The 13,842-nt window shown below is 45.8% G+C and carries 10 protein-coding genes; 4 read left to right on the top strand and 6 right to left on the bottom strand.

The genetic code is table 11. The annotated features are described in order from the left end of the window. Positions 1-328 precede the first annotated feature (328 nt). From MHM99_RS01195 to MHM99_RS01185, 3 genes are all read left to right on the top strand, one after another. The gene (locus MHM99_RS01195; protein WP_239217803.1) at positions 329-1,891 is read left to right on the top strand and encodes a phosphoenolpyruvate carboxykinase; all 1,563 of its coding nucleotides are present in this window, start codon (positions 329-331) and stop codon (positions 1,889-1,891) included. A 253-nt stretch (positions 1,892-2,144) separates the two neighbouring features. Next, entirely contained in the window at positions 2,145-4,568 is a 2,424-nt protein-coding gene (locus MHM99_RS01190) for a TIM-barrel domain-containing protein (protein WP_239217801.1), read from the top strand. A gap of 140 nt (positions 4,569-4,708) precedes the next feature. Beyond that, a complete protein-coding gene (locus MHM99_RS01185; RefSeq protein ID WP_239217799.1) occupies positions 4,709-5,881 on the top strand; it encodes an MFS transporter in 1,173 nt (390 codons plus the stop codon). 26 nt (positions 5,882-5,907) lie between these two features. On the opposite strand, the gene envZ is transcribed toward MHM99_RS01185, so the two are convergent. The 5 genes from envZ to MHM99_RS01160 form a co-directional block, all read right to left on the bottom strand. Next, positions 5,908-7,227, bottom strand: coding sequence for a two-component system sensor histidine kinase EnvZ (gene envZ, locus MHM99_RS01180; protein ID WP_239217797.1), 1,320 nt, complete (start codon positions 7,225-7,227; stop codon positions 5,908-5,910). A 135-nt stretch (positions 7,228-7,362) separates the two neighbouring features. Beyond that, positions 7,363-8,085 (bottom strand): two-component system response regulator OmpR, encoded by a 723-nt coding sequence (gene ompR / locus MHM99_RS01175; RefSeq protein WP_014951298.1) that lies wholly within the window; start codon positions 8,083-8,085, stop codon positions 7,363-7,365. A gap of 307 nt (positions 8,086-8,392) precedes the next feature. After that, positions 8,393-9,538: a DUF2855 family protein gene (locus MHM99_RS01170; RefSeq protein WP_049585473.1), complete on the bottom strand. Its 1,146-nt coding sequence runs from the start codon at positions 9,536-9,538 to the stop codon at positions 8,393-8,395. Positions 9,539-9,692: 154 nt separating this feature from the next. Then, positions 9,693-10,598 (bottom strand): phosphoribulokinase, encoded by a 906-nt coding sequence (locus MHM99_RS01165; protein ID WP_014951296.1) that lies wholly within the window; start codon positions 10,596-10,598, stop codon positions 9,693-9,695. Between the two features lie 122 nt (positions 10,599-10,720). Continuing rightward, complete coding sequence (locus MHM99_RS01160; RefSeq protein ID WP_049585475.1) at positions 10,721-11,656, bottom strand: ion transporter; 936 nt, start codon at positions 11,654-11,656, stop codon at positions 10,721-10,723. Between the two features lie 157 nt (positions 11,657-11,813). Here MHM99_RS01160 and MHM99_RS01155 point away from each other — a divergent pair, with 157 nt between their 5' ends. Next, positions 11,814-12,575, top strand: coding sequence for a sugar-binding protein (locus MHM99_RS01155; RefSeq protein WP_049585477.1), 762 nt, complete (start codon positions 11,814-11,816; stop codon positions 12,573-12,575). 169 nt (positions 12,576-12,744) lie between these two features. On the opposite strand, the gene MHM99_RS01150 is transcribed toward MHM99_RS01155, so the two are convergent. Further along, complete coding sequence (locus tag MHM99_RS01150; RefSeq protein WP_049585479.1) at positions 12,745-13,497, bottom strand: glucosaminidase domain-containing protein; 753 nt, start codon at positions 13,495-13,497, stop codon at positions 12,745-12,747. Positions 13,498-13,842: the final 345 nt, after the last annotated feature.

The following is a 13,842-nucleotide window of genomic DNA, read 5'->3' as shown; positions in this document are numbered from 1 at the left end:
CAGTAGTAAGTGTTTAACTTTCCTACATCATCCTATTTTCCTTTTCTTCCTGTTGTGGTGAAAATTTTCACCTTCACTTTCTAAAAAAAATTGTCATTTTTTATTTTGAAATTCATCGATCAATATAGGTTTTCTACGCCCTATTTTTGCATTTATATCCAAGGAAAAGGCTTTCCTTGTAATTAATTTACAATATTTAAGAAATTAACATATGAGAAATAGTGAGTATGTGTTTTATAAATGCGCGCTAGACCTTGTTTACATTACACTCGAAGAGGTGATACTTTTTTGAAAGTGCTTTTGAAAAATTACATATAGGGTAACAGCCATGACCGCAGCAGCCTCAATTCAAACGGATCTGAAAGTAACGCCACTCACCGATCTGCCAAATGCAGAACTTATCGAGCGCGCCGTAAAGCGCGGCGAAGGTGTCCTTGACAAAAACGGGGCGCTTGTCGTTGAGACCGGAAAACGAACCGGTCGCTCTCCAAATGATAGATTTATCGTTAAAGAGTCAACAACCGAAAATGAGATCGATTGGGGCAAGGTGAACAAGCCTTTTGACGCTGACAAATTTGATGCGCTGTGGGACCGCGTTGAAGCCTACCTGTCTACCCAAGAACACTTTCTTTCACACCTTCAAGTGGGCTCAGACCCTGAACATGCTTTGTCGCTTGAAGTAAGAACGCAAACCGCGTGGCAGCACGTTTTTGCTCGCAACCTTTTTATTATTCCTGAACAATGGAATGTTAAAGGCGACCAGCCTTGGCAAATCTTAAACGTACCTGGTTTCACTTGTGAGCCAGAGCGTGACGGCACAAACAGTGATGGCACAGTTATCATCAACTTCGCTAAAAAGCGTGTGTTGATTGCAGGCATGCGTTACGCAGGTGAAATGAAAAAAGCCATGTTCTCCGTGCAAAACTTCCTGCTTCCGGCAAAAGACGTGCTACCTATGCACTGTTCAGCCAACGTGGGTGAAGAAGGCGATGTGACCTTGTTCTTTGGTCTTTCAGGTACTGGCAAAACTACGCTTTCAGCCGATCCTAAGCGCTTCTTGATTGGTGACGACGAGCACGGCTGGGCACCAGGTAGCGTATTTAATATTGAAGGCGGTTGCTACGCTAAATGTATCGACCTATCTCAAAAGAACGAGCCAGTAATTTGGAATGCTATCAAGTTTGGTACCATCCTAGAAAACGTAGTACTTGATGAAACACGCACGCCAGACTATACCGACACGTCGTTAACCCAAAACTCACGTGCGGCCTATCCGCTTTCACACATTGAAAAGCGCGTTGCTGAAAACCGAGGCGGCGAACCTCGCTCGGTTGTATTTTTGACCTGTGACGTAAGTGGCGTGTTGCCTCCTGTTTCAGTGTTAAGTGAAGAAGCTGCGGCGTATCACTTCCTAAGCGGTTACACAGCGAAAGTAGGCTCTACTGAGATTGGCTCTACTAGCGATATTGAATCAACCTTCTCAACTTGTTTTGGTGCGCCTTTCTTCCCACGTCCAGCAGGCGTGTATGCAGAGCTTCTGATTAAGCGTGTTAAAGCGTTTGGCGCTAAGGTTTACTTGGTTAATACCGGTTGGACAGGCGGTCCTTACGGCACAGGTAGCCGTTTTGATATCCCTACTACACGCGCCATCATCGATGCGATTGTATCGGGTAACTTAGCTGATGTTGAAACTCAGCATATTGACGCGTTAAACCTAGATGTGCCAGTGGCAATAGACGGTGTAGACAGCAATTTGCTTGTGCCAAAAAACACGTGGGCTGACAAAGAGAAGTACAACGAATACGCCGCTAGCTTAGTCAACGACTTTAAACAGAACTTTGAAAAATACGACGTTAGCGACGCTATCGTTAAAGCCGGGCCGGGTAACTAACACTCGGTTCGCCCCTTCCCAACGTTCATCACACTCAACGTGATTGATGTTTTGCCCGCACCGTGTTGCGGGCTTTTTTTGTATTGTTGTTAACAAATTTAACATTATGAATACGTATGTATATTTAAGTTGAGCAATGCACTGGCTATCATTCACCGTACACAAGTAGGCTTTAATTAAGCGCGCTTCGTTAATTAAGTGCGGTTCGCTAATTAGGTGCGCTTCGCTTTGAAGCATAAAGAAGGTTTTGAGCATGATAGACAGGAAACAGCGTATAGCACTTGCATGTGCTGGTTTGGCATTTTTCTCGGTAAATACGGTAGCCGAAGTTCAAACAGCGACACTCGAAAAAGCAACGCTAAATATTGATACGGATACCAATGACTTCACGATAAGCGCGTTGCACGATAGTGGCTTTCAAGTAACGTATCTTACTGATGATAATGGCACGCCTTACGCAAATCTACCGTCTATGGCGCTTCCCGAGCCCGCGTTGACTGGTGTTAAAAACAAAAAAGCTAATGATGTAGAGCTAGTTGAAACTGCGACAACCCTAATCTTAAAACTCAATAATATTGCAGCGCATGTTGATAAGGCGACGCACGTTATCAGTTACTCGGTAAACGGCAAAGTAGTAGCAAAAGAACAAGATGGGCTAAACATTTCTGATAACGGCGTCAGCCTGTCGTTTGCGTTAGATAAAAACGAAAAACTCTATGGTGGCGGCCAGCGCGTCTTAGGTATGGATCGTCGTGGTCATAGCATGCCGCTATATAACAAAGCACACTATGGCTACACCACGTCTTCAAATCAGATGTACTTTGGTTTGTCGGCTGTGATGTCGTCAAAAAATTACAGCGTATTGTTCGATAACACCGCTTCTGGAGAGCTAGATATTGGCAAAACGAACAGCGACGAGTTGCTATTTAAGGCACAAGGCGGCCGTGCAAGCTACATCATGGTGTTAGGTGAAAATTTAGAAGATACAGTAAGGTCTACCGTTGCAGTAACGGGAAAACAGCCGCTTCCTCCACGCTGGCTGCTGGGTAACTTTGCATCTCGATTTGGCTATAAATCACAAAATGAAGTGATGGATGTTGTTGATGCCTTTAACACGCAAGATATTCCCGTTGATGCCGTAGTGCTCGATTTATATTGGTTTGGTAAAGACATTAAGGGGCACATGGGGAACTTAAGTTGGGACGCCGCCACTTTCCCTGAGCCCGAGAAAATGATTAGTGAGCTACGCGCTCAAGACGTGAAAACCGTGCTGATAACCGAGCCTTTTATTCTTACGACGTCAAAGCAATGGGATAGTGCCGTTGCCAGTAATGCCCTTGCTCAAAACGATGATGGTGCGCCGTATACTTTCGATTTCTATTTTGGCAATACCGGCCTTGTCGATGTGTTCAGTGAAGCGGGTCAAAATTGGTTTTGGCAATATTATGAAAAGCTTGCTGCACAGGGTGTTGCCGGCTGGTGGGGCGACTTGGGCGAGCCTGAAGTGCACCCTGATGATATTCAGCACATGTGGCAGTCTACAAAAGTAAGCGGCGCAGAAGTGCACAATGCCTATGGTCACCAGTGGGCTAAAACCGTATATAACAACCTAACAGAGCTTCAGCCTGATACGCGCCCCTTTGTGCTGATGCGTTCAGGCTTTTTGGGCAGTCAACGGTACGGAATGGTGCCGTGGACAGGCGATGTGAGTCGAAGCTGGGGCGGACTTAAACCTCAGGTAGAGTTGGCACTTCAAATGAGTGTTTTTGGAATGGCGTATACCCATTCCGACTTAGGTGGGTTTGCTGGAGGCGAAACCTTTGATCCCGAGCTTTATACAAGATGGCTTCAGTTCGGTACCTTTTCACCGGTATTTAGGCCTCATGCTCAAGACAATATTGCGCCGGAGCCAATTTTCCACGCCGACCCCGTAAAGTCTATTGCGCGCAAGTTTATCCAACTTCGCTATGACATGCTGCCTTATAACTATTCATTGGCCTTTGAAAATGCGCTTTACGGTACGCCATTAATGCGTCCGTTAGCTATGGCGTACGGTGAAAGCGATTGGTTTGAAAATGCAGACAGTTATCTGTGGGGCGATGGTCTGTTAGTTTCGCCTGTGACGAGCGCTAACCAAACGGTGTGGCCGACCAAGTTACCCGAAGGCGTATGGTTTGATTTTTTCTCTGATACGAAATACCAAGGTGGTCAAACCGTTAACTACCCGCTAAGCCAAGATAATTACCCAGTGTGGGTAAAAGCGGGAAGCTTTATGCCAATGACTAAAGGGCTTAGCCGCACAGAGCAGTTTGATGCCCGTAAAATAGAAATGCATTACTGGCATGACAATTCAGTGAATTCATCTTCATATACTTATTACGAGGATGACGGCAAAAATCCAGCGTCTGTCAAAAAAGGCTTGTACACCAAACTACTGCTCAGTGCGTCATTAGACGAAAAGGCCGCATTAACCCTGACGCTTGATAGCGAAGGCAGCTATATAGGTATGCCTAAGCAGCGAGACATCACTTACGTCGTGCACGGTTTAAGCGAAAAACCACAGAGTGTTTCACTTGATGGCAGGAGCGTGCCTGTAATGTGGGATGAAAAAGGGAAAACGCTTTCACTTGCAATTTCTTGCGATTATCAGCAATCTGTAAAGGTAGTGATTATGTGATAATTAAGGGCTGCTGTTCTTTCTTGCACAGTAAAGGTCAGCGCCCTCAAAAGGTTCACTTTGTGGTCAAGGGCATAACTACGCTGTGCCCTCACGCCTAAATCGGATGTCTTTCTACTGATATCAGCCATGGAGCCTAAATGAGCCGACTTCCTGCCACCATCGTTATTTTCGCTGGTTTTTTTCTAATTGGTAAATTGTTTCTCTTGTGGGGAATATTACTGCCAGATATTGCAGCCGATTTGCAAATGTCTGAAGTAGTCAGTGGCGCACTTTTTTCGCTCTTCTCTGTAGGCATGATGTTAGGCGCTGTGATTGGTGGCAAGTATGCCAGTCGCTTTGAGTATATGCCGCTATTAGCCACGTTATTCAGTATGAATACGACGCTGTTGCTGCTTGTGTCAGTACTTACCGCTTGGCAGTGGTTTTTGGTGTTAGCGGTATTAATCGGTGTGGTGAGCTCAACAATATTTACTATTGGCCACACGCTTATTGCACGAATGTACGCAGAAAAGCGTTTTACTATGATGGGCTTAATGGACTTTATGTTCAGTTTAGGTACGTTTGCGGCGTCGTTCTTTGTAACACTGTTATACCTTGTTGAGCACAACTGGCGTTTACCTATTCAGGTGTTGGCAGGCGTTATGATTGTGCTTTCGTGCTATGCATTTATTGCGGCGCGTTCTCAGGCAAAAGTGCTTAAAGGTCAGCCTAAAGCGCCTAAAAAGACCTTGGCATTTGGGGTCATTATTAAGCAGCCTGTTTTCATATTTCTCACTTTGCTTACCTTTGGCTATGGTGCTGTAGAATTTGGTAACGCGAACTGGTTTGTGAGCTATGCGCAAAACGGCTTAGGCTTTACCGGCGAACAGTCGAGAAACTTACTGGCATTTTTTACCGCTGGCATGGTGATTAGCCGCCTTACCTTCCCGTTTTTACTGCGATTTGTATCGGTGCACCGCATGATTGTAATCATGGCAACAGCCTCGCTAGCGGGTGTATTTGCACTGAAACTAATGCCTTCATTTTATGGGATTGGCGCTGGTAACTTACTGCTTGGCTTAGGGCTAGGTGGGCTCTTCCCGTTAGCACTTTCTGCGGCAATGAATATCGACAGTGACAACGGCCCAGTACTTTCTGGTATTTCTATTATCGGTAACTCTACTGGCGTGCAAGTGGCATCGTTTTCTACCGGACTATGGGCGAACTTCGCGCCACTTACTACGGCGTTTTGGGTGATCCCACTTGGCGGCTGCGTGCTGTGGTTGGCGTCTTATGGATACAGCCGAAAAATTAAGTACCACAGAAGTTAATACCAATCCGTGTAGTGTTTTTGGGCTTAATGGGTTTGATAGGGTAAATAAAACTCTGCGACCAAGCCCTGCTGAGGATGATTTCGCAACGTCACCTCACCATCGTGAGCTTCTACAATTCGCCTTATTATGGCAAGGCCAAGGCCTGAACCTGACGAATTGCGGGCTTTGTCGCCTTGTGCAAACGGCATGAATACACCGTCGAGCTCCGCTTCCGGTATTCCCGGGCCAAAGTCGCGTACTTTGCAATACACGCGCTTTTCGTGACGATTGTAAAAGCTGCTAATTGCAATATCGTCCGAGCCGTACTTGAAAGCATTTTCGATGAGGTTGTCGATCACGCGTTTCATTGCAATTCGCCGAAGTGACAGCGGAGGAATGGCGTTGAGTTTGAGTTCGATGTGGTGCTTGTCGTCTAAATGTCTGGCTTGTACCAGCTCTGCAATAATCGCGTTTAAATCAGTTTCTTGAGTGACTTCTTCGGTGTCGTAGCGCGCATAGTCAATGAACTGATCGATGATGGCGTTCATGTCTTCTATGTCATTTACAATACCGTCTTTTATCCAATCTTGATCTTCCGGTAGCATTTCTGAGGCTAGGCGAATACGGGTAAGCGGTGTGCGCAAGTCGTGAGAAATACCTGCTGTCATAATATTTCGGTCATTCTCAAGCTGCTTAATACCCTGATTCATACGGTTAAACGCCCGAGTAACCTGAATCATTTCGGTGCTGCCTTGTTCGCGAAGCGGCGCCGGGTGCTCGCCTTTACCCACCGCTATTGCTGCTTTTTGCAGGGCTGACAACGGGCGAGTCATGCGTCTTACAAACAACCAGCCCCCGGCCACACTCAATATGCCAATTACCATCAAGTACATAGTCAGAGGGGATATATTTGCTTCGTTAAGTCCTGAAATAGGAATAGAGATCCACGTATCTGGGTAGCGGTTCAGAGATATCCAAACAATGTATGGTGCATTTTCGTCGCTGGCCTGCGTGGTGGTGCTAATGCGCACATCTGCAAGCTGCTGGAGCTGCTCGCTAACCTGAGAAGAAATATAGCTATAGTATACGGCGCTCTCTAATCCATTCTGTTTGGCAACGCTTTCGTCAAAGACCTGTACCTGGGTTTTTTGAAAATAGCGGTCGCGGGTTTCTTGGTTAGTCACCAACAAGTCGTTGGCGAGCACAGATTTCACTTGGGTGGCCAATAAGCTGTTAATTTGTTGGTAGCTGGGCTGAATAAAGTAATAGGTAACAGAGATGTAGGACACAATCTGATTAATAAGCAACAGCACGCCAATAAGCATGACGGTTTGGCCAAATGCACTTTTGGGAATTAAACGCATAACATGCCGTCGCTTTGAATCATAAGCCAGTGTTTGGAATGGCAGTAGGTAAACGCATAATTAGGGGTCATGAGTAAACATACTTCACTTGCGCACTGGCCAGGACGGTAGAGCCCGCCGTATCAGTCATAGGTGCTAAACTTGTTCGCCATCAGGCACGAATACGTAGCCCAATCCCCATACAGTCTGTATATAACGAGGGTTGGCAGGGTCTTCTTCAAGCATTCTTCGTAAGCGTGAAACCTGAACGTCAATACTGCGTTCTAAGGCGCTGTAGTCACGACCACGCGCTAGGTTCATCAGTTTGTCTCGTGACAAAGGCTCACGTGGATGAGTAACCAAAGATTTTAATACCGCAAACTCGCCGCTTGTCAGGGTTAAAGGTGTATCACCAGCTGTCATCTCGCGGGTGGCGAGGTTCAGCTTGTAATTGCCAAATTCCACAATTTGCACGTCTTTAGACGGCGCGCCCGGCGCTTCGCTGCTGCGTCTGCGCAATACCGCTTTAGCACGTGCTAGTAGCTCGCGTGGGTTAAATGGCTTAGGCAAATAATCGTCTGCACCCATTTCAAGGCCGATAATGCGGTCAACTTCATCGCCTTTTGCAGTAAGCATAATAATGGGCATGTCGTTTTCTTGCTGGCGCAATCTGCGGCATATAGATAAGCCGTCTTCACCAGGTAGCATAAGGTCCAAAACCATAAGGTGAAAATTCTCGCGCTCTAGCAGTCTGTCCATTTGTTCTGCGTTAGCCGCACTGCGAACTTGATAGCCCTGCTCAAGCAAATAGCGCTCTAATAGGCTGCGCAGACGCATGTCATCATCAACAACGAGAATTTTAGAGGTTTCCTGACCCATACTCATACCTTTCGTTTTACTTTTGTTTCACTATAACCACAAGATGTGAAATACAAAAGCGAGAAAAGCGTAAAAGGCTGGGGATGTTTGTTACAAATAGTGTCTAGGCCTGTCGAACTTGCATGTAAAGAAAGTTCCAGAAAGAGCCAGCAAGGTCTAGTAAAAGCCCAGCAGACTCCAACGAGGAGGCAGCCATTACGCTTTTCTCCCCACTGAGCTTATAGTGAACTACGTATTGGTGAGAAGCGTTATAACGTAGGCAGTGCAACAACACACCAGCAGTTCAAGTTGTAATCCTTAAGAGGCGCTAATCAAAAGTGACGACGTTAAGGGCTTTTGTTTGCGCCGAGCCATTAAGCGTTTCTAAATATAACTGCGTTATAGCATCAGCTCCGCGGTGCGATTGCTCATAAAACTGATCGCTCATTTTCTCTGCGAAGCGTTTCCATGCACTGGCGTATTTTGCCAAAAAGGCCTCGTGCCCCCATTCATGTTGGCGCAGTTTCACGCGAGCTGGCGCGAAGAATATCTCTGCATTGAGCAGTTTGGGGTTGGGCTTCTCTCGGGCTTTCCAATCTGTCGCACCAATGAGTGTAACGTCGCTCAGGCTGTCGCCAAGCTGCTTGGTAAGGTCATTAATCAACGTACCGTTGGCAGCGAAATCAAGCAGCCAGTAGCGCGCATCGCTGCTTTTACTGCTATTGCCTTCGCTACTTAGGGCTGAGAGTTCGTCATAACTATACACTTCATCGTAGCAGCCGGTCGCTTTTACCAAATCCACGTTTTGTTTCGAGGTTAGCCCAACCACCTTGTAGCTTGCGTTTCGAGAGGCCTTTTGGTCTTTAAGTAGTTGCGCTGTACCCAGTGCGGTTTTACTCGAAGCGCTCGACAACAGTAAGGTTTCATTGTTTGCTTTCTCTGCCACATAGTCATCGAGCACAAACGAAGTCATATAAAGGGGTCTAAAATTAAGCTGCCATGCTTCGCGGTTTTTGTCGTAGCCGGGGTCGGCGGCACAGCGAAGATATTGATCGTAAACAGGGCTAATGCTTTTCCGTTTTTCGTGGATGTCTGAAAAGCCGTGAGGGGCAACTTTGCCAGCTTTTATCACCCAATGGCTAGCCATAGGCAGGTAGCCGAACACCTTTTCACCTACTTTGATATCGCTATGACAAGATGCCTTAACGGTAGCAAAGCCCCAAACGGGCACAATGCCGAAGCCATGTGCTTCATCAACGTCATTATCACTCTTTGCAGGGAAAAAGCCCCAATAGCCCATTTTAAAACCCAGTGCAGCATAGGTGATGTTGTTGGCAGAAAAGCCAAAGCTGTCTGTCTCAAGCAATACTTCGTCTTGCTGTAAGTCGCTGATGTTTATATCGCGGGTAACAACGTTAGTGTTGGCAAGGTTTTGCTGGTCTACCCAAATTTGTTGGCTTTTAATTGTGGTCATAATAGGAGCCTGCTGTGTCAAAAACTAGGTCGAGAAACTAAATCAAGAAACTAAATCAAGAAAGTTTCCGAATAGAACCTAGATTGACGCAGGGCATGAGCCATTACGACTTACTGTTTTAAATATATGCCTATAGAAGCGATGTATATTGGGCTCACTCGTCGCTGCTCAACCAATCCATCTGATGACCAGCTCTACGCTTTTTATTTAAGATGTCTTCAAGGAGCGGAGTTAAAATGAGCTCCATGGCTAAGCCCATCTTTCCGCCGGGTACAACCAAGGTGTTGATGCGAGACATAAACGCGCCGTCGATCATTTGAAGGAGGTAGGGGTAGTCCACAGTCTTCATTTCCCGTCTAAAGCGCACAACCACAAAGCTTTCATCTTGGGTTGGAATTTCCCGTGCACTGAAGGGGTTGGAGGTATCAACGGTTGGTACGCGCTGGAAGTTAACGTGGGTGCGTGAAAATTGTGGCGTGATGTAGTGGAAATAGTCGTCCAGTCCTCGCACTATGCTGCTCATTACCGCTTCACGAGAATGTCCTCGGTCAGTGGTGTCGCGTACAATTTTTTGAATCCACTCTAAGTTTACAATCGGCACCATGCCGACCAGTAAATCTACATGTTTTGCTACGTCATTTTCTTCCGTTTTTACACCGCCATGTAAACCTTCATAGAACAGCAAGTCAGTGTTTTTGGGTAAATCTTGCCAAGGTGTAAAGGTGCCGGGCATTTGATTAAAAGGCACGGCTTCATCGAATGTGTGAAGGTATTGTCTAAACTGTCCTGTACCCGAGCTGCCGTATTCCCTAAACAGGGATTCCAGTAGCTCAAAGTCGTTGGCTTTAGGGCCAAAGTAGCTGATATGTCTGCCTTGTTCTTGGGCTTTGCGAATTTCCACTTCCATTTCCGGGCGGGTAAAACGGTGAAAACTATCGCCTCCTACAACCGCAGCATTAACACTTAAGTTCCTGAAAATATGGCGTATAGCGTTGGTCGTGGTAGTAGTACCCGCGCCAGAAGAACCTGTTATAGCAATAATAGGGTGTTTGACAGACATAGGAATTCTTTTTGGAAATGACGGGTACTAGTTATAAGCTGATGTGAGCTAAGAATCAAGGGGAGGTATAAGCGCTTATCACTCGATTCTTAGAAGTTGCTTTCGCTCCAGCCTGCGTATAATCAATCATCTAGCCGTTTGTGATGGTGCTGCAATAGGCGCACAATTAGCTTTGCCTCTTCTTCATCTAAATCAAGAAGTGCGCGAACATGTTCTAGGTGATGCACATCGTGCTCACTCAACTTTCCGTCGTCCAAAACGCTTCTTACTGTGTCTTTAAACCTATTGCGTTTTAGCTGCATCTGTGACGTGTAGCTAGAAGATAAAATACCCGCTGGTAAGGCGTAAAAACAGATACCCATAATAGTTATGAGGCCGCCAAATATTTTACCCAATGCAGTTATAGGAACGGCGTCACCATAGCCCACTGTGGTCAGCGTGACGAGTGCCCACCACAATGAGGCAGGAATACTGCTGAAAACATCCGGCTGAGCAGCATGTTCAATGTAGTAAATACAGGTGGCGGCAATAATCGTGAACAACAAAAGTACGCTTAATGCCGCAATAAGGCTGTGAGACTCGTTGCGCAATACGGTAATGAGAGTTTGCATAGAGCGTGAATAGCGCCCGATTTTTAGAATTCGCATTACCCGAAATATTCGCAAAATACGTAAATCGAACGCCACGAAAACGCTTAAGTAAAAAGGCAGAATTGCCATTAGGTCGACGAGCGCCATGGGACTTTTCAAATAGGACCAGCGCTTTTGCCATGTCGTTGTACGTTCGTGATTAGGGCGGTTTGGGGCCGATGCGCTGCCGTATAAACGAAGAAAGTACTCAACGGTAAATATCAGTACTGAAACCACTTCGATTATATGAAGTTCGTACTGCCAAATGGCAGGGATACCCGGCACTGTTTCCAGCATCATAGCGACAACATTTACAATAATTAACGCGATGAGAAATACATCAAATATTTTGCTGAGCTTTTTGTACTCGTGAGCCTCGCTAGCAGGCGCAAGGATGTGATAGCACGCGTTTTGAAATGACATAGCCATAGTAGTGAGGGAACGAATGTCCTTTTTATACCAATTACCGTTGCAAATTGGTAATGCTTCTAAAAAAGAAGAGGGTGTTTGGCGCTATTTTCAAGCGCGGATGGGGTCAAAACATGGTAGTTTAAAATACAAATAAGCAAATAAAGAGCGTATCCAATTGAAAAGTACAAAACATTTAGGGGCAGCACTAACCTCGGCACTGCTTGTGGCTATGTCTGTGCCCACAGCACAAGCTAAGTCTGACAGCGTACTTTTTTCATCAACGCCACCTGTTATAGATGGCGTAGCCAACGATGCGGCATGGGAAGAGGGCGACTGGCATGAAATGACGGCTCTTATGTGGGGCTCAGCTCCTGAGTCCGGTGATTTTTCTGGTCGATATAAACTGCGATGGAACAAGGATGCGCTGTATCTGTTGGCAGAAATACAAGACGATCACCTTTCAGATACCTATGCCAATCCCCTTGAACGTTATTGGGACGATGACTGTTTAGAGATTTTCATTGATGCGGATGCCTCTGGTGGCGATCACCTTAATAATTACAATGCGTTTGCCTATCACTTGGCGCTAGATAATCAGGTTATTGATATAGGTCCAAACGAAGCAGGAGAGGCTGTACCACAACTCTACAATGATCACGTAGAGAACAAATGGCAGCGAGATATATCGGCGCCGCATAAGATTCATTGGGAAGCAGCGGTACGTGTATTTGATGATAGCTATCAACACGGAAAAGATAATTCGCCAGTTACCTTAAAAGAAGGTATGACACTGGGCTTTATGCTTGCCTATTGTGATGCGGATGGTGGCGACAGAGAGCACTTTTTAGGCTCTCATGAGATCACCCCAGTAAACGGCGATAAAAACTTGGGGTATAAAGATGCGTCGGTGTTTGGAAAGGTGAAGCTGACAAAGTAGCGAACCATAATTTGTCGCTACTTTAATTGATTGACTTGCTGCGCGTAATTGGAAGGAGTCGCAGAAATGCCACTCCTTTTAACCTGCAAACACTCTCCTTGGCTAAAAGCCATGGCATTTGGCGATAAGAAAATGTGCAACAGAGCTCGTCACGCTCTAGCTGGTTGAGTTAATTGGCTTCGCCCTCCTGCTTACTCAGATCTAACTTGTCCAGCACTGCAAGTTTATTAAAACTGATCATCTCACGTATTTCTTTTCCATATTCATCGCCACGCTCAGAATACTTCCCTAAGCCATAGCTAAGCGCAACCCCAGTGACAGCCTTGTCGTCTTCACGTAAGGATTGGCGAATGTTACGCAATGGTTTGTAAGCATCGTGGGTGTTTAAATTTAGCATGTAGCTTTCTACTGAGTCGGCAGGCGAACGGAAATCAGCAACTTCATGATTTTTATCAGCGTCCCGCGATTTTGGAACGATACCGCAGCCCTTAGAGAAACACCACTGACCAAAAAAGTTGTTCCCTAATTTTGCAAAACGAGAGGTGCCCCATGCACTTTCATTCGCTGCTTGTGCAATAGCTAACGACGCAGGAACAATGTCGGCACGTCTTAACAAAACCTCGCAGGCTGACTCTTGTTCAAGGTCTGCATCGTCAACACGAAACTTTGTTAGGAACTGGTCTAGATTGTCTGCTTCATCCGCGTTGCATGAACTTTGAATTTGCTCCCTGTCGGTGGCTAGCTCTTTGTTCACCTCGACTACAATAGGAGTGAAATACTCAAAAAATGCCGCTTTTCGGTCAGGGCCTGCGGCATAAGCAGTAAAGTCTGGAGCAGATTCTTTGGCAAAAAAGGCGAACCACGCTGCGGTACTCGCCACTACTGCTACAAGCAACACAGCAATAAGTTTAGTGTTCGACATCAGGTGATACCTCTTTTATTAGAATGAAATAATACGCTTTTTAAGCAGACTACCTGAGCTTATTAAATCTCGCTAAGTGGTTAATCATCTATGCGGATTGATATTAATACCATACAGGTTCTTGTATGTGCTGCAACATATGGAGAGGGTCAGTAAATTAAAGATTTATAATGTATACAGTACTATCGGCAAGTACCAAATCAGACTCAATGTGAAATTCAATACCTTATTGCTTATGTACTGAGCGCGAGTTTTCTTTTGTGTTGAGCGTTAGTATAAGGTTAAACAGTGATATGTAGCTGGGAAAATTACAATTTATGCGTTTACTGCACGTTAGCATGGTGA

The sequence above is a fragment of the Alteromonas sp. MmMcT2-2 genome (assembly GCF_022348305.1).
Classification (GTDB): Bacteria; Pseudomonadota; Gammaproteobacteria; order Enterobacterales; family Alteromonadaceae; genus Alteromonas; species Alteromonas macleodii.
The sequence above is the reverse complement of the archived record's forward strand: the minus strand, read 5'-3'. Positions and strand labels throughout refer to the sequence as shown.

Bases quoted from the DNA above. Each gene is read 5' to 3' on its own strand.
- MHM99_RS01195 (WP_239217803.1), top strand. From the start codon at position 329: ATGACCGCAGCAGCCTCAATTCAAACGGATCTGAAAGTAACGCCACTC.
- MHM99_RS01190 (WP_239217801.1), top strand. From the start codon at position 2,145: ATGATAGACAGGAAACAGCGTATAGCACTTGCATGTGCTGGTTTGGCA.
- MHM99_RS01185 (WP_239217799.1), top strand. From the start codon at position 4,709: ATGAGCCGACTTCCTGCCACCATCGTTATTTTCGCTGGTTTTTTTCTA.
- envZ (WP_239217797.1), bottom strand. From the start codon at position 7,227: ATGCGTTTAATTCCCAAAAGTGCATTTGGCCAAACCGTCATGCTTATT.
- ompR (WP_014951298.1), bottom strand. From the start codon at position 8,085: ATGGGTCAGGAAACCTCTAAAATTCTCGTTGTTGATGATGACATGCGT.
- MHM99_RS01170 (WP_049585473.1), bottom strand. From the start codon at position 9,538: ATGACCACAATTAAAAGCCAACAAATTTGGGTAGACCAGCAAAACCTT.
- MHM99_RS01165 (WP_014951296.1), bottom strand. From the start codon at position 10,598: ATGTCTGTCAAACACCCTATTATTGCTATAACAGGTTCTTCTGGCGCG.
- MHM99_RS01160 (WP_049585475.1), bottom strand. From the start codon at position 11,656: ATGGCTATGTCATTTCAAAACGCGTGCTATCACATCCTTGCGCCTGCT.
- MHM99_RS01150 (WP_049585479.1), bottom strand. From the start codon at position 13,497: ATGTCGAACACTAAACTTATTGCTGTGTTGCTTGTAGCAGTAGTGGCG.